General features: G+C 52.9%; 12 protein-coding genes. 7 read left to right on the top strand and 5 right to left on the bottom strand.

Annotated features, from left to right (window positions below):
* Positions 1 to 80 precede the first annotated feature (80 nt).
* The 6 genes from EHT25_RS18505 to EHT25_RS18480 all read left to right on the top strand — a co-directional run bounded on the left by EHT25_RS18505 (position 81) and on the right by EHT25_RS18480 (position 14120).
* Positions 81 to 3254, top strand: a complete 3174-nt coding sequence (locus EHT25_RS18505; RefSeq protein WP_124876612.1) for a SusC/RagA family TonB-linked outer membrane protein — start codon at positions 81 to 83, stop codon at positions 3252 to 3254.
* A 22-nt stretch (positions 3255 to 3276) separates the two neighbouring features.
* Positions 3277 to 4692: a RagB/SusD family nutrient uptake outer membrane protein gene (locus tag EHT25_RS18500; RefSeq protein WP_124876611.1), complete on the top strand. Its 1416-nt coding sequence runs from the start codon at positions 3277 to 3279 to the stop codon at positions 4690 to 4692.
* 211 nt (positions 4693 to 4903) lie between these two features.
* Positions 4904 to 5812 carry a glycoside hydrolase family 43 protein gene (locus EHT25_RS18495; RefSeq protein WP_124876610.1) on the top strand — a complete coding sequence of 303 codons (909 nt, stop codon included), beginning with the start codon at positions 4904 to 4906 and terminating at the stop codon, positions 5810 to 5812.
* 17 nt (positions 5813 to 5829) lie between these two features.
* Complete coding sequence (locus tag EHT25_RS18490; RefSeq protein ID WP_124876609.1) at positions 5830 to 8613, top strand: glycoside hydrolase family 2 TIM barrel-domain containing protein; 2784 nt, start codon at positions 5830 to 5832, stop codon at positions 8611 to 8613.
* A gap of 4 nt (positions 8614 to 8617) precedes the next feature.
* The gene (locus EHT25_RS18485; protein ID WP_124876608.1) at positions 8618 to 11137 is read left to right on the top strand and encodes an L-rhamnose mutarotase; all 2520 of its coding nucleotides are present in this window, start codon (positions 8618 to 8620) and stop codon (positions 11135 to 11137) included.
* Positions 11138 to 11282: 145 nt separating this feature from the next.
* Entirely contained in the window at positions 11283 to 14120 is a 2838-nt protein-coding gene (locus EHT25_RS18480; protein ID WP_124876607.1) for a glycoside hydrolase family 95 protein, read from the top strand.
* Between the two features lie 106 nt (positions 14121 to 14226).
* On the opposite strand, the gene EHT25_RS18475 is transcribed toward EHT25_RS18480, so the two are convergent.
* From EHT25_RS18475 to EHT25_RS18460, 4 genes are all read right to left on the bottom strand, one after another.
* Positions 14227 to 15807 (bottom strand): glycoside hydrolase family 28 protein, encoded by a 1581-nt coding sequence (locus tag EHT25_RS18475; protein ID WP_124876606.1) that lies wholly within the window; start codon positions 15805 to 15807, stop codon positions 14227 to 14229.
* Positions 15808 to 15992: 185 nt separating this feature from the next.
* Positions 15993 to 17768, bottom strand: a complete 1776-nt coding sequence (locus EHT25_RS18470; protein WP_124876605.1) for a RagB/SusD family nutrient uptake outer membrane protein — start codon at positions 17766 to 17768, stop codon at positions 15993 to 15995.
* Between the two features lie 11 nt (positions 17769 to 17779).
* Positions 17780 to 20992, bottom strand: a complete 3213-nt coding sequence (locus EHT25_RS18465) for a SusC/RagA family TonB-linked outer membrane protein (RefSeq protein WP_124876604.1) — start codon at positions 20990 to 20992, stop codon at positions 17780 to 17782.
* 47 nt (positions 20993 to 21039) lie between these two features.
* Positions 21040 to 21717, bottom strand: coding sequence for a DUF3826 domain-containing protein (locus EHT25_RS18460; RefSeq protein WP_124876603.1), 678 nt, complete (start codon positions 21715 to 21717; stop codon positions 21040 to 21042).
* A 482-nt stretch (positions 21718 to 22199) separates the two neighbouring features.
* Here EHT25_RS18460 and EHT25_RS18455 point away from each other — a divergent pair, with 482 nt between their 5' ends.
* The gene (locus EHT25_RS18455; RefSeq protein WP_124876602.1) at positions 22200 to 23096 is read left to right on the top strand and encodes an AraC family transcriptional regulator; all 897 of its coding nucleotides are present in this window, start codon (positions 22200 to 22202) and stop codon (positions 23094 to 23096) included.
* Positions 23097 to 23181: 85 nt separating this feature from the next.
* Here the strand turns inward: EHT25_RS18455 and EHT25_RS18450 are convergent, their stop codons facing one another.
* Positions 23182 to 24702 (bottom strand): MGH1-like glycoside hydrolase domain-containing protein, encoded by a 1521-nt coding sequence (locus tag EHT25_RS18450; RefSeq protein ID WP_229311633.1) that lies wholly within the window; start codon positions 24700 to 24702, stop codon positions 23182 to 23184.
* Between the last annotated feature and the right edge of the window lie 120 nt (positions 24703 to 24822).

Below are 24822 nucleotides of genomic sequence, written 5' to 3'. Positions count from 1 at the left end.
GATTACTCAACCTCCCTTAACTGGTAATTTATACTGAACTAATTGACCATTTCTATGAACACTTATAACTGTTTTACACGATGAGTCCTACTCCAACCGCCCAACGAGCCTGGCAGTGCTGCCTGGCCTTTGTTTTTCTTTGCTTTTCTTTTGTTCAGGTCATCGGACAGAGCAAAACCGTCGCTATTACGGGCAAAGTCACCGACGAAAACGGAAAACCGCTGCCGGGCGTATCCATCCTGATCAAATCGGCCAAAACCGGTACGATCTCGAATCAGGACGGCGCTTACTCCCTTTCGGCCGACGAAAACGCGACGCTGGTTTTCAGCTCCATCAGCTACGAAACCCAGGAAATTCCGGTCAGCAACCGGACGGTGATCGACGTTTCGATGCTGCCTTCCAACAAAACCCTCAACGAAGTGGTCGTGGTGGGCTACGGTACGCAAAGCAAGCGGGCCATCACCGGCGCGGTGGCGTCGGTGGGCTTCAATGAGTTCAAAGACCGGTCGTTCAGCAATGTTACTCAGTCGCTGGCCGGCAAAATTGCCGGGGTCAACATCACGCAGTCGCAGGGCGCACCGGGCGTTTCGCCGATTATCCGCATCCGGGGCGTCAGTTCCATCACGGCGGGTACCACTCCGCTGTTCGTGGTGGATGGCGTGCCGCTCGAAAACTTCAACCTGAACCTGATCAATCCGCAGGATATCGAGTCGGTCGATGTGCTGAAAGATGCGTCATCGGCGGCCATTTACGGATCGCGCGGTGCTAACGGCGTCGTGCTGGTGACAACCAAACTGGGGAAAGTGGGCAAAACCAACATCAGCGCGGGCTACGAATACGGCGTGCAAACGGTGATCCGCAAGGTGCCGATGATGGACGCCCAGCAGTGGATCGGCTATTACATCGACGCCCACAACAACGCCTGGGTCGATCTGAATCCGGCGGTCAACAAAGCCTCCGACCCCAACAGCGTTCGCTCCTCGACCTACCGCATTCCCGAAGAATTTACCACCAATCCGCAGCAGTTTGGCAAAGGCACCGACTGGCAGGACGTGATGTTCCGGGTAGCGCCCTCGCACAACGCCCAGCTTTCGGTTTCGGGCGGCACCGAGAAAACGCAGTTCCTGTTTTCAGGCTCGTACCTTGGTCAGCAGGCGGTTTTAGACGAAAATTATTACAAGCGACTGTCCCTGCGCACGAACATCAAACACAACGTCTCGGACAAGTTTTCGGTAGGGTTGAACCTGAGTGCGACCACGGTTTTTGACCGGACGGAAGGCACGCAGGGCAAGAGCGACGTGGTGAGTCTGGCGATCCAGAGCGATCCGATTTTTCCGGTTTACAACGAAAACGGCAACCTCGGTTACCGCGACCCGAACTCGGTCTGGAGCAAATACATCGCCTACAACGACCTGAATCTCTGGCATCCGTACTCCCTGACCCGGTTTTACCACAAGCAGAACAAGTCGTTCAATACGCTCGCAACAGCGTTCGCGGAGTACTACATCACCAACGATCTGAAGTTCCGGACGAGCATCAACGGCAACCTGTTCAACACGCGGCTAAATTCATATCGCGTTAAGAACCAGGGCTATGGCTATTCCGGTTTGCTCCCCGCGGAAGGAAACGTGCAGTCGTCGTACATGCTGAACTGGCTGTCGGAAAACACGCTGACGTACGACAAACGTTTCGGCGACCACAACCTGAATGTGCTGGCCGGTTATTCGGTGCAGAAACAACGCGACGAATTTGCGACCGTTACCTCGGGCAGTTTCCCGAACGACCTGGTCGAAACGCTCAATGCCGGGGTGGTCACGAGCGGCTCCAGCACGGCCACGGAATGGTCGATGATCTCGTACCTCGGCCGGGCACAGTATAATTTCCAAAACAAGTATTTCCTGACGGCGGCCATTCGCCGGGATGGTAGTTCGCGGTTCGGGAAAGAATCGCGCTGGGGTTATTTTCCATCGGTTTCGGCGGGCTGGCTGATTTCGGATGAATCGTTCATGCAGAACGTCAAGTTCGTCAACAACCTGAAAGTACGCGCCAGCTACGGAATTGCGGGGAATAACCAGATTCCGAACTACGGCGCCATCAGTTTGTTGTCGGCCACCAACTACGTTTCCGGTGCGGCTCTGGCTTCGGGGCTGACGATTTCCAACATTTCGAACACCAACCTGAAATGGGAACGCACCGGGCAGCTGAACATTGGGCTGGACCTGCGCGTGTTGAACGACCGGATCGGGCTGTCGGCGGAATATTACAACTCGGTAACCCGCGATATGCTGCTGAACGTGCCGGTGCCCGACATTTCCGGTTTCTCGTCGCAGCTCACCAACATCGGCCGGATGCGCAACCGGGGGGTTGAACTGAATCTGAATTCGAAAAACACGACGGGCAAAGTAATCTGGACGACCGACCTGAATTTCAGCCGAAACCGCAACACGGTTTTGCAACTCGGCCCCACCAACGCACCGATTATTTACACGGATTTTGTGGTCGCAGTCAAAACCGAAGTCGGCCAGCCGATCTCCAATTTCTATGGTTACGTGGTCGACGGGGTGTTTAAAAACCAGGCGGCTGTCGATGCGGCTCCGCACTACAGCACCACCAAGCCGGGCGATCCGATCATCCGGGATGTGAACGGCGACGGCAAAATCACGCCCGACGACCGAACTTCGCTGGGCAATTACCAGCCTGATTTCACGGCGGGTCTGACCAACACGGTTTCGTACAAAGGCTTCGATTTCTCGTTTCTGTTGCAGGGAACCTATGGCGGGGAGATTGTCAACCAGAATTTCCGCTACCTCGGCTTCTGGAACAACGGCCGGAACATGTTCGCGAGCGTCGATAACCGCTGGCGTTCCGAAGCCGATCCCGGCGATGGCAAACACTTCCGTGCGACTCTTGGCCTGACCGGTTTGCAGGATCAGTTTCACAGCCTCTGGGTGGAAGATGCATCGTTTACCCGCCTGAAAAACATCCGGATTTCGTACACGCTGCCAACGTCGCTGACCCGCCGAACCCCGTTCCGCGTTGCCCGGGTCTACGTCAATGCCGATAACGTCTATCTCTGGAGCAAATACACCAACTACGACCCGGAAAACACGACCTACGGCGCCAGCAATTATTCCAGCGGCAGCAACGGTTTGAATGCCTCGGGCAACGCGCCGAACGGTGCTTTCATTGGCGTCGATTACGGCTCCTACCCCATCCCGCGCGTCGTGACCATCGGGTTGAAAGTTGATCTCTAAGCTGAAAAAAGACTTATTTCTCATGAAAACCATCAACTATTTCCTAACCATTCTTTGCTTCGGGCTACTGACTACCGGCTGCAAAGACTCGTTTCTGGACCTGACTCCGCTGTCAAATGCCACGGCCGACAACTTCAAAACCCGCGACGATTTCGAACTGGCGGTCAACGGGGCCTACGCTTCGCTGTACACGTTTTATCACCCCGAAGGACCGGTTTCCTATGCCAACGAGCAAATGAGCGACAACGCCATTATGTTCAATATTTCGGGGATTCAGGCCGACAAATGGCAGTTCAAGGATTACAGCCTGGCTACGGCCAACACAATGGTGTACCAGTTCTGGCAGGATTGCTACAAGGCGGTTTTCAACGCGAATATTGTCCTGAACAAGATTGAAGGCGCGAATCTGGATGCCGCTTACAAGGACGGGGTGAAAGCCCAAATGATGTACTTACGCGGGCTTTATTACTACAACATGGTTCAGTTGTGGGGTGATTTGCCGATCGTGACGACGCCCCTTTCCGGTGAGGAAAGCTACGCCGTGCTGCGTTCTCCGCAGAGTGCGGTTTACGATCAGATCAAGAAAGATCTGCAATTCGCGGCTGACAAACTGCCGCTGGCGACAGCCATTACGATACCGGGTCGGGCGTCCAAAGGGGCGGCTCAAACCCTGCTGGGAAAAGTCTATCTGACGCTCGGCGACAAAGCGGCTGCGGCCACGGTTTTAAAGGAAGTGTACAACAGCAACCAGTATGCGCTGCTGCCCAATTACACCGACTTGTGGGGACCAAGCGTCAAAAACACGAAGGAGTCCATTTTCGAGATTCAGTTTCTGGGCGGCAATGCGTCAGCGCCGTTCAGCCGGTATTACCAGACATTCTACCCGAACAACAACTTCCTCGGTTTTTACGGTGGTGGCATGAACCAGGTGACCGACGATCTGTACAACGAATACGAAACCGGTGACACCCGCCGGGATGCATCGATTGCGCTGGGGTACAACAACGCCGGAACGTTCATCGCGCAGAAATACCCCATCAAGTGGACGGATACGAAAGCGACGCAGGTCGGTGGTAACCCCTTGTCGAACAATAACTTCGTAATCTTACGCTACGCCGATGCGCTGCTACTGCTCTCCGAAGCAACCGGCGATCCGACGTACCTGAATCTGGTCAGAACCCGCGCGAAGCTGCCCAAATTTGGCGATGCGGCTTACCCAACCGCCAAATACGCCACGCTTGATCTGGCTATCGAACACGAACGCCGGGTGGAGCTGGCCATCGAATTCCAGCGCTGGTTCGACCTGAAACGCACCAACCGCGCCGTTCCGGTTCTGACCGCCAAGGGAAAAGCCATCACCGCCCAAAAACTGCTCTGGCCCATCCCGCAGATCGTCCGCACCCAAAATGCGGCCATTACGCAGAATCCGGGGTATTGATCACGTACCCACGGACTTTAGTCCGTGAGTCCCTAACTATTCTTGAAGATAGAATAATTGAGAGGATCTCACGGACTAAAGTCCGTGGGTACGTTGCTGACAAAATACTACACATCCCCGCTAAAATGCTACAAACCCTATAACCAATAAAAATAATCCTTTGTAGCTGCGAAAACCGGCCTGATCGGCCGGGCGGATTGACCCTGAACCCATGAAGCGTTTAAGTTACCTTTTTGGTCTTTTTCTCCTGTTGAGTTCGTGTTCAAAAGAGGTGTTTCTCTTTACGTCCTTTCACGAACCGGCCAACGAAGGGTTGCGGTTTTTGTATAGCAAAGATGGATATCATTGGACGGATCTGAACCGTACATTTCTGAAACCGGAAATTGGGAACCAGAAAGTGATGCGCGACCCGTCGATTGCGCAGGGCAAAGACGGCACGTTCCACCTGGTCTGGACAAGTAGCTGGAAAGAGGACAAAGGGTTCGGTTATGCAAGCTCTAAAGACCTGATTCACTGGTCGGAAGAGCGGTTTATTCCGGTGATGGAACACGAACCGACGACGGTGAACGTCTGGGCGCCCGAACTATTTTACGACCAGGAAGCCGACCGGTTTGTCATCATCTGGGCGTCCACCATTCCGAACCGTTTTGAGCGCGGGGTGGAAGAAGAGAAAAACAATCACCGAATGTATTTCACGACCACGAAAGACTTCCGGACCTTCGCGCCCACCCAATTGTTTCTCGACCCCAAATTCAGCGTCATCGATGCGGTGATCGTTAAACGAAAAGCCGCTGATTACGTGCTCGTTCTGAAAGATAACACCCGCCCGGAGCGCAATCTGAAAGTCGCGTTCGGCCCAAACGCCACCGGACCATTTACCGGCGTATCTTCCCCATTTACCCAAAAATTCACAGAAGGCCCCTCGGTCGTAAAAGTCGGCAAAGACTGGCTGATTTACTTCGATTCGTACCAGAACAAAACCTACGACGCCGTGAAGACCCGCGATTTCAAAACATTCACGGCTATTTCCGACCGGATTTCGGTGCCGGAAGGCCACAAACACGGAACGATTTTCAAGGTAAAAAAGCGGATTTTAACCAAATTAGTAAACAGTAAGTAACCGCCCGATTCTCTTCCATGACGTACCGATTTGCAACGGTTTTTCTTCTTCTGATGGCGCAGCTGGTCACCGCCCAGTCTACCGAAAAACGGTATCTGTCGGGCACCGGAAACGACCAGACCGTCAACTGGCAGTTTTTCTGCACCGCCGGTCGGAATTCGGGAAAATGGACCACCATTCCGGTGCCGTCGAACTGGGAATTGCAGGGATTCGGCAAATACAATTACGGTTTTGCCAAAGACAGCGCGCGCGGCAAGGAGCAGGGTTTGTATAAACACGATTTTCAGGCGCCAGCGTCGTGGAAAGGCAAGCGGATCAACCTGGTTTTCGAGGGTGTGATGACCGACACCGAGGTTAAAATCAACGGAAAACCGGCGGGACCAAGGCACGAAGGATCGTACTACGCCTTCCGCTATGACGTCTCGAATTTGCTTCAGTATGGCGCCGGTAATCTGCTGGAAGTTACCGTTTCGAAGCATTCAGCCAACGCATCCGTCAACGAAGCCGAGCGCAAGGGTGATTTCTGGCTATTCGGCGGCATTTTCCGACCGGTTTACCTGGAAATTCTGCCCGCCGAACACCTTGAACACGTAGCCATCGACGCCCGCGCCGATGGCACATTTAAAGCTCAGGTCCAGCTGGTTACAAATGAAAAACCGCTCGAAGTTTCTGCACAGATTTTTACGCTGAACGGGCAAAAAGCGGGTCCGCCGTTCAGTGCGAAAACCGGGCCGGAAAACAACAGGGTCTCGCTGGCGAAAATCATTCCGAATCCGCGGCTGTGGACCTCCGAAACGCCGAATCGGTACAAAGTTGAATTCCGGCTTCTGCAGGCCGGAAAACCAGTGCATACGGTGACGAAGTTTTTCGGCTTCCGAACCGTTGAGGTGAAACCGCGCGACGGGATTTACGTCAACGGCACGAAAATCAAGCTGAAAGGTGTCAATCGGCATTCGTTCTGGCCGTCGTCGGGCCGGGCGCTGAGCAAAAAACTCAGCGTGCTGGATGTGAATCTGATGAAGGACATGAACATGAACGCCGTCCGGATGTCGCACTACCCGCCCGACGAGCATTTTCTGGACGTCTGCGATTCGCTCGGCCTTTTCGTGTTCGACGAACTGGCGGGCTGGCACGGTCATTACGACACGCCAACCGGCACCAAACTTCTGAAGGAACTGATCACGCACGACGTCAATCATCCTTCGGTTATTTTCTGGATCAACGGCAACGAAGGTGGTCACAACTACGAACTTGATCCGCTGTTTACGAAAGAAGATATTCAGAAGCGGCCCGTGATTCACGCCTGGGAGGATTTTGGCGGTTTTGACACGCAGCATTACCGGGAATATAATTACGGCATCGGCAACTACAACCACGGCCATTCGATTACGCTGCCGACCGAATTTCTGCACGGGATGTACGACGGCGGCCACGGGGCCGGGTTGGAAGATTACTGGGAAGCGATGTGGCACGACCCGCTGGCGGCTGGCGGTTTTCTCTGGGACTTTGCCGATCAGGGCGTGGTTCGCACCGACAAGGACGGCATCATCGATACCGACGGAAACCGGGGCGCCGACGGCATTGTAGGTCCGTACCGCGAAAAAGAAGGGAGCTTTTTCACGATCAAGGAAGTCTGGTCGCCCATTAAACTGGAACACCGGGAGCTGACGTCAACCTTCGACGGTACGTTTCCAATTGAAAACCGGTATCACTTTACCAATACGAGCCAATGTATGTTTATCGGCAAACTGGTGAAAATGAGTGGCCCCAACGACGCGGTTAAATCCCCGGAAAAGCGGTTTTCAATTTCTGTACCGGCCCTACAACCGCTCCAAAAAGGTGCCTTGAAAGCCCAGCTCCCCGCCGACTGGCGCAACTACGATTTTCTGTACATCACCGCCACCGATCCGCATCGCCGTGAACTGTTTACCTGGAGCTTCCCCATTTCGTTGCCTGACAAATCAGCTGCATCACTCGTCAAAACCGATGGCCCTGCGCCAGTCAGTTTCACCGAATCCGATTCCTTGTATACAGTCTCGGCCAACGGGGTTCAGGTGTTGTTCAGCAAGCGAACCGGAATTTTGAAACAGGTTGCCAACCGAAACGGAACCATTCCGTTTACCAACGGGCCGGTTTTGCAGGAAGGTGTCAACAACTTCAAAAACTTTACGCACCGCGTCGAGGGAAAAAATGCCGTCATTGAATCGACGTTTGAGCGAAAAACCAGCTATAATACCCTTCAATGGACAATTTATCCGTCGGGCTGGATCAAAATGAAGGTGCGGTATTTTCCCGATGGGTATTTCACCACGCTCGTCGGCGTCAATTTTTCATTTCCCGAAAGCGCGATGAAAGCCGTCAAATGGATGGGCAAAGGGCCGTATCGGGTCTGGAAAAACCGGATGAAAGGCGGGGCACTGGGCGTCTGGAACAAGGCCTATAACAAGACCGAAACCGGTGAAACGCCGGTTGTTTACCCCGAATTCAAGGGCTATCATGCCAACCTGTACTGGTGTCGGTTTGAAACCACAGGCCAGCCGTTTACGGTGGCAACCGACGACGAAGACGTTTTCTTCCGTCTGTTTACGCCCGCCTGGAAAACCGATCAGTGGCACAATTACGAACCAATTTTTCCGTCGGGCGACCTCTCGTTTATGCAGGGCATCAGCAGCATTGGCAGTAAAACGCAGCGCAACGAAACGACCGGTCCGATGGGGATGAAGCACATTTATTACGATTACGAAAAAGAACCCGCCCGCGCCAAAGAGCTAACCCTGTTTTTTGATTTTTCCGGGAAATAACCGCATGAAACGCCCTCTACTTTTCCTCCTTTTTTCCCTCCTCGCCCGACTTAGTTTCGGGCAGCAAGCCGAAATCTGGGTGTCACCGAACGGGTCGGATCGGAATGCCGGAACGAGCGAAAAACCGGTTATGAGTTTACAGATGGCGCTTCGGAAGATTCGGGAATTCCGCCGGTTATCGGACCCGGTTGTGGCAAACGGCGCACACATTTACCTAAAAAATGGCGTTTACGCTTTAAATGAACCGGTTTTCATCCTCCCGGAAGATTCGGGGACACCATCGAGTCCGACGGTGATTGAAGCCGCGCCGAATGCTCACCCGGTTTTGAGCGGTGGCGTTCCGGTAACCGGTTGGCAGAAACTGAAAACATCCGTTCCGGGTTTGCCCAAAGAAGCCAGCGGAAAAGCTTGGGTGGCCGATGTACCCAACGTGGGCGGTCGGATGCTGGAATTCCGTCAGTTGTGGGTGAACGGCGAAAAAGCGACGCGGGCCAAAGACACATCCTATCCGCTGATGAACCGGATTCTGTCGTGGAACAAAACCGAGCAAACCTGCTGGATTCCCGCTCCCAAATTCGGTGATTTGTCGAAAGCTGTCGGTTTGGAAATGCTGATTCACCAGTGGTGGGCCATTGCCAACCTGCGCATTAAACAGATTGAATTTCAGGGCGATAGCGCTAAACTTTGGTTTCACCAGCCCGAAAGCCGTATTCAATCCGAGCACCCCTGGCCCGCGCCCTGGCTTTCGAAAGAAACCGGCAATTCGGCGTTTTACCTGACCAATGCTATTCAATTCCTGAATCAGCCCGGCGAGTGGTTTCTGGATACCAGGGCCGGAAAAATCTACTACATTCCGCGCCCCAACGAAAATCTATCCACGGCAACGGTGATTGTCCCTTCGCTCGAAACGCTGGTGCGCGTCGCCGGAACCGCCGATCATCCGGTTTCAAACGTCCTTTTCAAAGGCATTACGTTTCAGCATACCGGCTGGCTCCGGCCGTCGCAGCAGGGGCACGTGCCGCACCAGACCGGGTTGTACATGCTGGATGCCTACAAACTGAAACTGCCGGGTACACCCGACAAAAAAACGCTGGAGAATCAGGCCTGGGTGGGTCGCCCGGCCGCGGCAGTGGAGGTTTCCTTTGCCAACCAGACCGGTTTTGAGAACTGCCGGTTTGAGCACCTGGCCGCTACCGGGCTGGATTACCACAAGGGCGTTAGCGACAATGTCATCCGGGGAAATCTGTTCAGAGACATCGGCGGCACGGGCATTCTGGCGGGCGTTTTTGCCGACGAAGCCACCGAAATTCACCGGCCCTACAACCCCACCGACGAGCAGGAAATCTGTACGAATCTACTCATTACCAACAATTTAATTACCAACGTTACGAACGAAGACTGGGGTTGCGTGGGCATTGGCGCGGGCTACCTTCGGGGTAGTACGATTGAACACAATGAAATCTGCGAGGTGTCGTACAGCGGCATTAGCCTGGGCTGGGGCTGGACGCGCACGATCAACGCCATGCGCACTAACCGGGTGGTCGCGAATAAAATCCACCATTTTGCCAAACATCTCTACGATGCGGCAGCGATTTATACGCTGTCGGCGCAACCGGGTTCGTTGATCGCTGAGAATTACATCGACAGCGTTTACAAGGCACCCTATGCGCACCTGCCGACGCACTGGTTTTACCTCTACACCGACGAAGGTTCGTCGTATTTCACGATCAAAGACAACTGGACGCCGTCGGAAAAATTCCTGCAAAACGCCAACGGCCCCAACAACGTCTGGGAACACAACGGGCCGCAGGTGGCCGACAGCGTGAAGGCCAACGCAGGAATTCAAAAACCGTATCGCTTTTTGTTCAAAGACAAGGTTCAGCCCGATCCGAATTGGTCGATCAATAAGGAAAATCCGGTGATTGTCGAATTGGTCACCAACCCAAGTCAACCTATTGACCTACAGCGGATAAATGAGATTATGACTCGAACCAACCTTCGTCCGGAGGCTCTGTATCAGTGGCAAAACCGGTACGTCATTTTTGACAAGGTGCAGGATGTTTCGGTACTGACCAGTCGGCTGCGTTCGGCATTTCCGACGGCAACGGTGAAGACTTATTATGATTTATTTTACGAGTTCAACCGCAGTCGCTGTGATTCCGGACCGACAAACGGTGAATGGGATCACACGATTCTGACGGCTAATCTGGTGGCTGATGAAACGCTTCAGAAGGAGTATCTGGCCGATCATGCTACTCAGTTTGAGAAATGGCCGGAGGTGTCCAACGGTTTCTGCAACGCTCAGTTTCAGCAACTACTGCTCTTCAAAAACGGTCGGCAACTGATGCTCGTGATCAGCATTCCGAAAGGCGAAAGGCTGGATAAACTCAATCCCAAAACCACCGAAAACAACCCGCGCGTCGACGCCTGGAATGCCCGCATGAAGCGCTACCAGGAAGGCATTCCCGGCACCAAACCGGGCGAAGTGTGGGTCAATTTCCGGCCGGTTGTTTTGCAAAAATAAGTTTATGGTTACTCCTTACTAATAAACGGCTTGCGTGTTTTTTTTCGAAACCTTCGGCCCCACCCGGCGCATCCGGATTGCCTGGATTTCGCTGATTATCAGAAAGGTGTAACTTTACATTGCCATTCACTAGTGTCTGTTCGTGATGAAAAAAAACGCCCTGTTCGTTCTGCTTTCCTGTTTTACAGCAACAGCGCAAACGCCAGTTCCGCAACCGCTGACGCTCTGGTACAAACAACCGGCCAGTCAGTGGGTGGAAGCGCTGCCCATCGGCAACGGGCGACTGGGCGGCATGGTGTTCGGCGGTGTGGAAACGGACCACGTTCAGTTTAACGAAGAAACCCTCTGGACCGGCGAACCGCGTGACTACCAGCGTGAAGGAGCCGCTCCGTATTTGCCGCAGATTCGTCAGCTACTCGCCGAGGGCAAACAGGCCGAAGCCGAAAAACTGGCGCAGGAGAAGTTCATGGGGCGGCAAAGCAACGAGGGAGATTATGAGGCAAAGAAAACCGCCTGGTTTGCCCGCATCCGCAAGTTAGACAACTTAAAAGCCAATCCGGCGTTGGCATCGTTCGATGATCGTTCCTGGAAAACCCTGCCGGTTCCGACGGCCGAGGGCTGGGAACGGGCTGGGCTGGAAGGGCTGGACGGCGCGGTCTGGTTTCGTACGTCCTTTGAACTTCCGCAAGCCTGGGCGGGCAAGGATGTCGTACTCGATCTGGGCCGGATTCGTGATCAGGATTTTACCTATTTGAACGGCGAACTGATTGGTTCCGACGAGGGCATTGCGAAAAACCGGCGGTATAAAATTCCGGCGGGCAAGCTGCGGGTAGGTACCAATCAACTGGCGATTCAGGTCATCAACTGGTTTGACAAAGGCGGTTTTATCGGCGTCAAAACCGCCCAGCCAACGTTCGTGGTTTATCCCGAAGGCCAGCAACCAGCCGATGGGGTTTCCCTGAAAAAACCGTTCCGCTTCTGGATTCAGGACGACGCCCCCCCGGCCATGCCGCGCTATCAGGCCGATTACCAACCCTTTGGCGATCTGTGGCTCCGGTTCAGAAATACCACAAAACCAGTCCATTACCGGCGCGAGCTGGACCTTAAAACGGCCCTTTCCCGCGTTACTTACTCGGCCAACGGCGTAAATTTCACCCGTGAATACCTCGCCAGCGCCCCCGATCAGGTCGTGGCCATTCACCTGACCGCCAGCCAGCCGGGGAAAATCAGTTTTGAAGCATCGCTGGCTAGTCCGCACAAAGAAAGCTCCGTTCGGAAAGTTGATCACCAGACGATTGCGTTGTCGGTTCAGGTACGGAACGGCGCGTTGAGAGGTGAAAGTCTGCTGCATATCCAGACGCAGAAAGGTCAGATTACGGTTTCGGGGAATAAACTCATCGTTTCGGGAGCCGACGAAGCCACCTTGTATCTGACGGCAGGCACCAATTTCAAGAATTACAAAGATGTTTCCGGGGACCCGGCCGCAATGAGTCAGAAACCGCTGCAAACCGCCCGCACGAAACGATTTGATGCCCTGAAAACCGCCCACATCGCCGAATACCAATCCTATTTCAACACTTTATCGCTGGATTTGGGCCACACCGCCAGCGAGCAACTCCCGACCGACGAGCGACTCAACCGTTTTGAGAAATCACCCGACCCCGCGCTGGTGGCCCTTTACGTGCAATACGGGCGGTATCTGCTGATTTCGAGTTCCCGACCCGGCACACGTCCCGCCAACCTACAAGGCATCTGGAACGACCTGCTCACCCCACCCTGGGGCAGCAAATACACGACGAACATCAATTTCCAGATGAACTACTGGCCTGCCGAACTGCTGAACCTGTCGGCCTGCCACGAACCCATGTTTGCCGCCATCGACGAACTGGTCGAAAGCGGTCGGAAAACCGCCAGAGCACACTACAATGCCCAGGGATGGGTGCTGCACCACAATACCGACCTCTGGCGCGGAACGGCCCCGATCAACGCGTCGAACCACGGCATTTGGGTGAGCGGGGGCGCCTGGGTGTCGCGGCACCTCTGGGAGCATTTCCGCTACACGCAGGATCGGGCTTTTCTGCAAAACCGGGGGTATCCGGTCATGAAAGAAGCCGCCCGGTTTTTTGTGGATTTCCTGGTAAAAGACCCAAAAACCGGCTGGTTGATCAGCACCCCATCCAACTCGCCCGAGCACCTCGGCCTGGTTGCGGGACCGACCATGGACCACCAGATCATCCGCGATCTGTTTAAAAACTGCGTAGCCGCCAGCGAAATTCTCGGCATCGATGTTGCGTTTCGTGACACCCTGCGAACGATGTACGGCCAAATCGCGCCCAACCAGATTGGGAAACGCGGCCAGTTGCAGGAGTGGCTGCCGGACATCGACGACCCGAACGACCACCACCGGCACGTGTCGCACCTCTGGGGCGTTCACCCCGGCACCGATATCAACTGGGACGAAACGCCCGACCTGATGAAAGCCGCCCGGCAGTCGCTGCTGGTGCGGGGCGACGAAGGAACCGGCTGGAGCCTGGCTTGGAAAATTAACTTCTGGGCCCGTTTCCGCGACGGAAATCATGCTTACAACATGGTTAAGCTACTGTTTCGTCCGGCCATTTCGCCCGAAGGCGTCACCGGGGGCGGCTCCTACCCCAACCTGTTCGACGCCCACCCGCCGTTCCAGATCGATGGCAATTTTGGGGGCGCGAGTGGTATTGGGGAAATGCTGCTGCAAAGTCAGGGAAAGACGCTCGATCTGCTTCCGGCCCTGCCGACCGATTTGCCCACCGGGTCGATCAACGGAATCTGTGCGTCAGGCGGATTTGTGCTGAACATCCGCTGGCAGAACGGAAAACTGAGTAACGTTGAAGTTACTTCCAAGGCCGGGCAGCCGTGCACGCTGCGTTACGGGACTAAAGAAGTTCAGTTATCGACCGAAAAGGGGAAAACGTATCGGTTGGATGGGGAGTTGAAGATATTGTAAATGAAAAATGTAGAATGATAAATGTCGAATGTAAAAGTGTTTCAGCGAAGCCCGGTCACTTTTACATTTAGCATTCATCATTTTACATTTTTCATTCTTTTACACTTCACTCAACTTTCAAACTCTCCAATTTTCCTTCCTTCAAAACCGGCGTTTTGACGTGCCGGAAGTTGTTGCCGCTGACGGTGATGTGCTGGGTTTGCTCGCCGTTGAGTTTCAGAAAAACGTCGGTGCCCGGTTTTGGAAAGCAGTCGTAAATAAAGGCGTCTTCTACATTGGTCAGTTCCACGACCGGCGTATTCGGGTGCGTAGTAGCGGTTTTTACGCCGTCGATTTCCATCGTTTTGACTTTTTCGGCGACTATCGCCGGACCGCTCTGCGTGCCGACGGAAACATTGTGAAACTCCAGATTTCGGGCTTCTTTAATCGAAAAGCCGGTTTCTGAGGTGATGTTGAGGTCCGTAAACGTGATGTTGTCGATTGGCATTTCTTCCAGACCGCTCAGGTACCCGGCCTGTTTCGCTTCGGCGGTCATGTTGCTAAAATGGATGTTCCGAAACGCGGGCGTTCGCTCCGAAACCGGTTCGGGTTGCGTCTTGGCGTAGTGCATATCAAGGACGATGGCCTGCTCCTTGATGTTCTTCATGATCACATTATCGACCCGGATTTCTTCCACCAAGCCCCCACGACCGCGTGCGGTTTTGATGCGGATGCCCCGGTCCGTGCCGTCAAAAATGCAGTTGGAAATGCTGATTTTCCGCACTCCGCCCGACATTTCACTGCCGATCACCACGCCCCCGTGTCCGGCCAGCATGGTGCAATTCGTAATCGTGTAATTCTCCGCCGGAACATTCATCTTTCGGCCCGCCCGATCCTTGCCCGATTTGATGGTAATGCAGTCGTCGCCAACACTGATGTGGCAGTTGGAAATGTGAACGTACCGGCACGATTCGGGATTGATACCGTCCGTATTGGGCGATTTGGGGTTGTTGATCGTAACGCCGGTGACGGTTACATTTTCACAGAATTCGGGGTTCACCGTCCAGAAGGGCGAGTTTCGAATGGTAATGCCCTCGATCAGCACGTTTTTGCAATGCATCGGCTGAATGAAGGGCGGACGCAGAAAACCGCGCTCCACCCAACCCGGCAAATCGGGGCGCAGAATGTCTTTGTTCAGGCGGTGAAACTCGTCCTGCCATTTCGAACCCGGCGAATTCTTCACGATCACCTCCGAATAATGCCACCACTTTTTCCCGTGGCCGTCGATGATGCCGCGCCCCCGAATGGCAATGTTGTCAGCCTTGTACGCGTAAAAAAGCGGTGAAAAATTGGTCACATCCGTCCCTTCCCAACGAGACGCCACCATTGGCAGATAGTCGTCGAAATTGTCGCTGAAATGCAGTTCGGCTCCGGCGTCGATCAAAATTGTGATGTTACTTTTCAGCTGAATGGGACCGGTTTTATACTTTCCCGGCGGAAAATAAATGGTTCCTCCCCCACCCTTCACGGCGGTTTCAATGGCCTTATTGATGGCCATCGTTGAGAGTTGGCTGCTGTCGTTTTTTGCGCCGTACTGCAACACGTTGTGGTAAATGCCTTGCTGCGCCAACGCGCTGATCGCCGTGAAAACCGTCAGGACGAACGTCAGTAGAAAACCGCATTTTGTTCCAGAATGTGATGAAATCATTTTCAGAAGTAAAAATAATAGCCCCCGGTTAAAACCGGGGGATCGTGAGAGGATTCGGAAAATACGAACCGTTTTAACGGTTTTGAGATTTTAAAACCGTTAAAACGGTTGCCGTGAAGAACGTATTTCACTATGTTCCACGGTTAAAACCGTAGGCTGTTACAACACAAATTTCTTTCTGTGTCTTACTTCAACGGATCAAACGCCCCGCCCCAGGTCGAGTTCTGGATCAGCTTGGGATTGTTGTCGATGGCAGTTTGCGGAATCGCGAAGAAGTAATATTCGGGTTTCCAGTTGATGCTGTACTTCGTATCCAACGGTTTGAATTCCAGCGTAAAATAGTTGGTATAGGCCTGCTCCAGACTGACGTTGTCGCGGGTGTTGGCAAAATCCGCCGGAACACCGGTTGTTTTGAGATTAATCGTCACTGCCGTCCGCCTGGTGCCGTTCAGCGTTTTTTCGATCAGTTTCCAGCGACGCAGATCATAGAACCGCTTGCCTTCAAACGCAAATTCGATCTGGCGTTCGTAGAGAATGGCACTGAACAGTTCGGCGCGCGTCATGTTGGCTTTCAGGCCGTATAAACCGTCGGTTCCGGCTTCAAGGCCCGCCCGTTTGCGAATGGCTTTCAGTTGCGTGTAAGCCTCATCCAGCTTGTTAATTCCAACGGCACTTTCGGCCAGATTCAGTAACACTTCTGCGAACCGGATTTCGATCCAGTCGGTGCCCGAAAACTGCACATCACCAATGGCCGGCGTCGGATTAACGGCTTTTCGGGTGTAAAAACCAGTGTTTGTTGCTTTCGGCTCCACGGTTTTTCCGCCCACAAAATAGGTCCAGAGTTTGTAGGAATTGCTCCCGTTCAGGGGCCAGGTCACGCCGTTATAGGCAATGGTTTTATCAAAACGCGGGTCCCGGTTTTTGAAAAACAACTGGTCGGTATAGGCATATTTGGTCGACTCGCCCGGTTTTTTGCCGTCCAGCATCGGAAACGCCTTCACCATTTCCCACGACGGCTGATTAGATCCTCCGCCCGTTCCGGTATACGACGGCCGCGTCGCATTGTCGTAGCCATTATTCTTCCGGGTCTGATCGCCCGTTGCGGTATTGTAGCCCGTCACAAAAACCGCTTCGGGGTTATTGACCTCCTGAAACCAGAGCTGATCGAAGGACGAATGCAGGCCGTATCCACTGGCTGTCAGCACATCAAACGCCTGTTTATTAGCGTCATACGAAGTCTGCCACCGCGACACCTCATCGTTCGGGTTGAACTGCGGGCTGGCAGCCGTCAGCAAAACCCGGCCTTTCAGGGCTGCGGCCGCGCCTTTGGTAATCCGCCCCCAATCAGCCGACGAGCTCCAGCGGCCCGGTACGGAGGCAATGGTCGAATCCAGGTCTTTCACGATGGCGGCAAAGGTTTCGGTGGTCGAGTTCCGCGGCAGAAAAGCCTGGTCGCGCGCTTCAACGCCAACCGCTGCCAGTGGCGTCATCACCAGCGGCACCCCGCCATACAAGCGCACCAGATCGAAATACCGCCAGGCCCGGAAAAACTGAGCCTGCGCCCGAAGCTTGTTTTTGGTGTACGGCGGCAAGTTTCCGGCTTTCGTATCACTCAGAAACATGTTGATCACCCGGATTTTTCCGTAGTTATTTTTGACGTCCAGCGATGTTCCGAAATCCCCAACTTCGTTAACCAGAAGTGTCCCTTCCAGCAATTTGCTTTCTCCGAACGATTCATCCGTCAGGCTGGTGACGCTCGGACTGCCCGGCCCCAGCGTCGGAATACCCGTCGGCAAATTCTGATCGTACACGTAGTCGAGGTTCATTTGGGTGAGCGTCGAATCGTTATAAATCAGTACTCCGCTGGTTGACGTCAGATCGGTTTTATCGAGCACATCCTTGCAACTGGTCAACGCCAGCGACGCACAGAAAATGGCCAGGATTTTATATGAAAGTTTCATGGTGTAGAAGGTTACAGGCCCAGATTTAAACCCAATGAGAAGGAACGCAAAACCGGATACGCATCGTAGTTGCCCGAATAGGTCTTGTAATCGTACGGATTGTACAGATTGAGCGGGTTGGTCGCGACCAGGTACACCCGCACATTATTCAGCCCCAGTTTGCTGCTGAAACCGGCGGGCAAACCGTAGGAAACATTGAAGTTACGAATCGAAACCTGGGTGGAACTGCGAAACCAGAAATCCGAATCGATGTTGTAAGTATCTTTGTAATAAGGGCTTGGATAGATTGCATTTGGATTTTCGGGCGTCCAGTGATCCGCCCAGAACTGCGGGCGATTGGAAGTTGCCGTCGCCTGTGACCGGGCTGTTGATTCGACAGCGTCCTGCCCGCCAAACGAACCGCTGATGACCGCCCCGATGGAGAACCCTTTGTAACTCGTGCTGAAATTGAAGCCAAAACCGTAGTGGTTACTGGCTTTTCGGGTCAGGAACTGCATGTCGGCGTCGGTGATTTTGCCATCTGGTGCCGTATATTGACCTGAGGCATCTTTGGGGCCGCGGACGTCTTCGTAATACAGCATCCCTGGTTTGGGTGCCGCCCCGAAAAGCGTATAGCCCGGGTGTTTTTCCAGGTAGCTGTCCACGTCCTGCTGCGTCCGGAACATGCCTAGGTACCTGTACCCTTTGAAACCCAGATCCGACGATTTTCCGAGCGGATCTTCGAAGGTGCCGATTTTGCCCTTATCGACGTCCACCTTGATCTGCTTGTTGTCGCTCCAGGTGAAGAAACCGTTGACTTTGTACGACCAGTCGCTGGTGATTTTATCACTCCAGCCCAGCGAAATTTCGGTTCCAAAACCGTCGACCGTCGCGTAGTTTTCGGACGGCAACGTGGCCCCAACGAGCAGCGGAACCGACGAGGTCAACGAGGTCAGCATGTTGTAGCGATGGTCATAAAACGCATCCAGTGTGAACGAAAGGCGGTTTTTCAGGAATTGCGCATCGATTCCAATGTTATACTTGGTGTTGTCGTCCCAACGCGCGCCCCGGTTGGCCATCGCGTTGCCGGGCACCACGGTCAGCGGGCGGTCGGCATTCCCGCCAAAAACCGCACCTTTCCCCGTCTGAATACCGTAGCTCGTCAGCCAGTTATACGGTTTGGTAGCGTCTCCACCCAGAAAACCGATCGATCCGCGCAGTTTCAGGAAATCGACCCAGCGAACGCCCGACCGGAAAAAGGGTTCTTCGGAAATCACCCAACCCGCTGAGAACGAAGGGAAAAGGCCCCAGCGGTATTCGGGTGCAAACTTGGTGGAAGCGTCGTACCGGATGGCGGTTTCGAAGAAATATTTGTTGGCGTAGTTGTAGTTGAGCCGACCCGCGTAGGACAGAAAACCCACTTCCGTTTCGGTTTCGGTGGTGGTTTGCGTGCCGGTGGCGTAGCGCATGTTGTCAAGGCCGCCAATAATCACGCCCTCGGCCATTGCAGCAATATTATCGGCGTGGGTTTCCGACTGTTCGAAGAAGGCAATGGCCGAAATCTGGTGCTTGCCAAACTGCCGGTCGTAATTCAAATAGCCATTCAACTGATACGTATCGATGTAACCGGGATTCGCCCGCACGCGGTCGCCGTTGTTCAGAGTCACGATCTTCAAGACATCGCCCCCGTAAATGTGTTTGTGGTCGCCCAGCATCGAAAAACTATACACGTTGTATTTCGTGCCATACTGTTTTCCAAACGTATTATCGAACGTCCGGCTGTACAACAACCTGGTTTTCAGCCCTTTTACAAACGGAACGGAATAATCCAGGTTGGCCGTTACATTCAGGCCACTGCTGCGGGTCTGGGTGTAGTTGTTGGATTTCTGGACTTCGAAAAAGTGAAAAGCCCCGAAATCGTTGGCCCCGCCGTTCGACAACAATACCGGTAATCCGTTCACATACGGCGCGGCAAACTGGGGTGTATAGAGCAGGCTCTTCATGTCGTTTTCCGGATTTTCGCCACCCTGTTTCAGGTAATACATCCGCTTGTCCGACAGATCCCCGCTGAGTGAAAGGGCGGCTTTCAGGTTCTTATTCACCTGCATATCCGCGCTCGCCCGGAACGTCCACTTCCCCGAGTTGATGTTGTCGAAATTCGCATTCTGCGCATTGTACGAAGCCCCCGCAAAATAAGTCGCTTTCTCATTTCCACCACTGACATTCAACGCATGTCGCTGAACAGTAGAGGGTTGCCAGGCCTGCCGCAGCCAGTCGGTGTTGTTGCTTTTGAAGTGAGCCAGTTCGTCAGGCGTGTAAATCAGCGGATCGGTAGCGGTTTTTCCGGCGGCAAAATTCAAATCATTCAGGTACGTCGCCTGCTCAAACCCGTTCATCATCGTCGGCAGCTTGGCGTCCGAAATACCGGTCGAACCGCTGTAGCTGAACTTGGGAGCGCCGGATTTCCCACGCTTCGTTGACACGACCACCACGCCCTGGTTGGAACGCGCCCCGTAAATAGCGGCAGCTGCATCTTTCAGCACCGAAATGGCTTCGACTTCCGAAACGTCCAGCGCGTTGAAATCATCCTCCGACCGAACCACATTGTCGATCACGTACAACGGCCGCAGCGTCCCGCCGTCTTTTGATAAAATAATCGGGTTTCGAACCGTAATCTGCGCACTTTCACCCGGCCGGCTGGTTCCGCCCGAAACGCCCACGCCCGGCATCTGACCGACCAGCGCAGCGGACAGGCTATTGACCGGCAAATCCTGCACGTTTTTCATATCGATTGTGGCCACCGCGCCCGTCAGGCTCACCTTCTTCTGAACCCCGTAACCAACGACCACGACTTCGCTCAGCGAAGCGGCATCTTCCTCCAGTTGCACCTCAAACGTCGTCCGGCCTTTCACCGGAACCTCCTGCGTTTTAAAACCGATGTAACTGAAAATCAGCGTTTCATCACCTTTGGGCAGATTCAGCCGAAACATTCCTTTGATGTCCGAAACCGTACCGGTCTTCGTTCCTTTGATCAGGACGTTAACGCCCGGCAGGGGTTCGCCTTTGGCGTCCTTCACGGTTCCTGTGATATTTTCCAGCGGAGCAGCGGATTTAGGTGAAACCACCGCAGCATTTCCGCTGGATCCGGCGTAGCAAAACGCGCCGGGCAGCCATCCGAGCAGCAGCGCAGCGAAGAGCTGACCCGTGCCGATGCGCATTGTTTTGGGTCGTAAAACCGATTTCATGGTGTCGAAAGGATTGGAAGATAGAGTTTGGTATAGGTTGATCGGGACTATTCGTTGGATTTTTGGGCGTCGCGGGCAATCCGCTCTTCCCACGCTTTGCTCGCCTTTTTCATATCAATTCCGGACGCCGACAGGTAGTTGTTGATCCGGCCCTTGTATTTCCCAAACATCGCGTGTTTTTCCTTCGAAGACCCCTCATCCATAGCCCGTTCCCGCGCTTCGGTTAAATACGCCAACACCTGCTTTTTTTGTTCATCAGTTAAATCCGGTAACATCGCCTGATATCCCTTATAGGTAATGGGCAGAACACCATACGTCATTCCATTTTTTACCTGATCTACCTGCTGGTCATTTAAATCAGCGGATAAATCAGCAAGGAATGCAGCATGAAGCCTTTTTAATTGCTCAGTTGTTTCGGACTCAATCCGTTTTTTTTCATCTTCTAAATCTTCGGTTGACGCGTTTTTTTTTCGGTTTTTAATCGCGTCTTTCCGGGATTCGTGAAGCGTATTCAGGTCGCGATACTGACGGGCAATCCGCTCCTGAACACGCGCCTTAACGGACGGGTTGGTAAGTTCCAGCGGAGCAACAATTTTAGCAGCCCGCTCGGCAACGACATGCCTATACGCGGAATCTTCGCTTGCTTTTGCCGTTTGCTGCCCCCGGGCGGAAACCACGCCCAGCAGACAGATCAAACTACTCAATGCAATAATTTTTGGTGTCATAGGGGTCAGGTGTGAATCGATAAAAAGGTTAGAAATAGCCCGGTATTTGCGAATTCCCGTTTTTCCCGAAAGGGTGCTACGCAGTCTATAAATAGACGCGTTAAAAGAAGACTTTAGCGGGAATAAACTCTATTTTTCTATAATACTCTACAAAAATATGGTACATTTCTAGGGCATAGCTGCATTTTTTTGCCAATTTATTATAGGAAGTTATCATGGGCTAAATAGGAATTATTGGAGTTATTTCTTTTATTTTTGTATATAGATTGCCGAAACGAACGCGTTAGCATCCAGGAAGCCGGAAAAACCGGTCGGGAGTCAGGCGATGACTTGAGGTTCGCTTCTGAAAGTCAGGATAAAACGGAAACGGTTACTAGTTGCCCCGAAAATGGCGTTAAAAACCGCTGGGGCGGTCAGTCAGTGAATTGACCCGATGAAAGTTGCCGCGTTACCAGATCTATTGATTCATATCACTCAATACCATGAAGCCATTATTTCGAAAAGTAACGGATAAACTGGAAAGCTCATTTACCATCCGGCACGTTACGTTACCGCATTTTAAAAACATCTGGCATTACCATCCCGAACTTGAATTACATTATATTATCAAGGGAGAAGGGGTCCGGTTTATCGGGGATAAAATTGCCAACTTTTCACCGGGCGAAATCGTATTAGTGGGCGAGAATTTGCCGCATACCTGGCGCAGCGGAAAAGAATATTTTAACAACGACCCTGATTTAGGCATTGAAGTTATCGTCATCCAGTTTCTGCCCGATTGCCTGGGAGATGATTTATTAAAATTACCGGAAGCGTATTTAATTCCCAAGCTTTACGAGAAAGCCAAAAGTGGCATGGTCATCACCGGAAAGGCCAATAAAAAATTGGCAGAACTAATGCACCGGGCACTCGATGCGACCAATCTCGACAAAATTATTATCCTGCTTTCGATCCTGCAAACGCTGGCTGAAACGGATGAATACGAACTAATTGTGAACGGCCGGGCGGTTTTTTACCAGTCGGACGAGACGGACACCCAGCGCCTGAATACGGTTTGTAACTATACCCTGACCAACTACAAAAAAGAGATTTCGCTGGAAGAAATTTCAGCCATCAGCAACCTGAGTGTCACCTCGTTCTGCCGGTATTTTAAGCTGATGACCAACAAAACGTACTACGATTTTCTGATCGAAATTCGCATCAGTCACGCGTGTCGGGCGCTGATCGAAGGTAAAACCCTGACCGAGGTTATCTGTTTCGATTGCGGTTTTAACAACGTTTCGAACTTTTACCGCCACTTTAAAAAAGTTACCGGCGTAACCCCGCTGGAATACAAACGCCAGTATCTGAATAAGTCGAAATCGTTGCTGGTTAAAGCTTGATCGGAACACGGATTTAACGGATGGGACGGGTTCTCACGGATTTATTCCGTTTTGATCTGTTTAATCCGTGTTCCGATCCAACTCCTCAAAACCGCTTGACTGAAACCGGCTCCACTTTCCCGGCCCGAATCACTTCCTTGCCATTTGCAAACACCCGAAAGCCTTTGCCTTTCCCGTAGTGTTTGCCGGTTTTGTCGTACAGAATCGTCAGGATCTTTCCGTGGTATTTCACATTGTCCAGGCAAAACCACTCCCACTGGTCGGGAACCAGCGGTTGAATGTCCAGCACGTCGTCGGCGCGGGGTTTCAGGCCAATTAAATCATTGATAATCAGATCAGCAAAACCGGAGTGGTTGTAGAATTTACTGCGCGGATTGTCGCCTTTCAGCCATTCGCCGGTTTTCTCATCCTGGTATTCGCCCAGGTAAATCGTTCCGTTCATGGTGTGCGAGTGCGCATATTTCAGCAATTCGTCGTAAAAAACCGCTTTGGTCATACTCGCATGATGCCGGTAATTGGTGAGCAGATTCGACAAGCCTTTCAGCGTCTGGGTCGTTGCAAACGGCCAGACCGGACCGTCCCATTCGCAGCCGTGGCCAGAACCGTGCGTCCGGAAAAGCGGGTGACGCCGTTCAGCCGTTGTGATGCCCCAGGGAGCCGAAAAACCGGTCGTATCAGTCAACTGGTCCCACTGCCGGGCGTATGCCGGTTTGTCGTCGGGCAGGTTGAAGTACCAGGGAATGAAACCGATGGCTTCGCGGGCGTTCGCAAAACCGCCTTTTTCAGATTTCACTTCAAAGAAATGGTCGTCCTCGTTCCACAGGCTATCCAGCGTCCGTTTTTTCAGTTCCGTTGCCAGCTTCTGATAGCGGTTTTTCAACGTATCATTTTTGACGAGGGCCGCCATTTCCGCCAGCGCTTTGGCATTTCCGTACATGTAACTGTTGATGGTTGGACGCCGGTTTTTCTCTTTTCGCGAACCACTGATCGATTCTTCCATGGCATCCCGCACGTCGAATTGCCAGAATAAGCCGCTCGCTACCTGCTTCTCCTGCTGCCACTTGCGGTAATCCGCATCCAGAGCCGCCAGATTTTTTTGAATAAAGGGTTTGTCGAGATTGACCAAAAACCGGTTGTAAACCGCATCATCCACCCAACTGCTGAAAGCGTGAAACCGGGGAGCGGTGTGTTTCGGATCGACGTACAACCAGAACGCAATGTAGTCGTCGATGTACTGTGGATCGTGCAGCCAGCGCCCTTCGTAAATGTGATGGCTCAGCGCACTGCTGACGGCATTGTATTTGCCGGCGTGGTTGACTTTCGTGATGAATTCCGTAAAAAGGAAACCTTCGGGCGTCTCTTTCAGGTGCTTCCGAAACGCCCACCAGCGGTAATAATACACGGTTTGAAGTGTGGAATCGGGGCAATCGAACAACGGAATATTTTCGGAAAGCCAGTTGAATGACTGGTCATTGGGAACGTAATTTTTAACGGCTTCCTCGTCGATCGAATTGAAATAGGTGACGGAGCTTTTCAGTTGTGCGGTCGACAAAACCGCCGGTTGAGCCCCACAAACCGCCGACTGCAACAGTCCGATCAACCACACCAGTATGTATTTTTTTCTGTCTATTTTCATCAGCCATTCAATCCCCGTAGCTTCACAAATATAGTCTGTAAATTTGCCCCAGAACTCTACTATTTTCTCCCATAATTATACCATATTAGC

The sequence above is a fragment of the Larkinella rosea genome (assembly GCF_003858635.1).
GTDB lineage: Bacteria > Bacteroidota > Bacteroidia > Cytophagales > Spirosomataceae > Larkinella > Larkinella rosea.
Note: the sequence above shows the minus strand (reverse complement) of the source record. Positions and strands in the feature narration are given on the sequence as shown.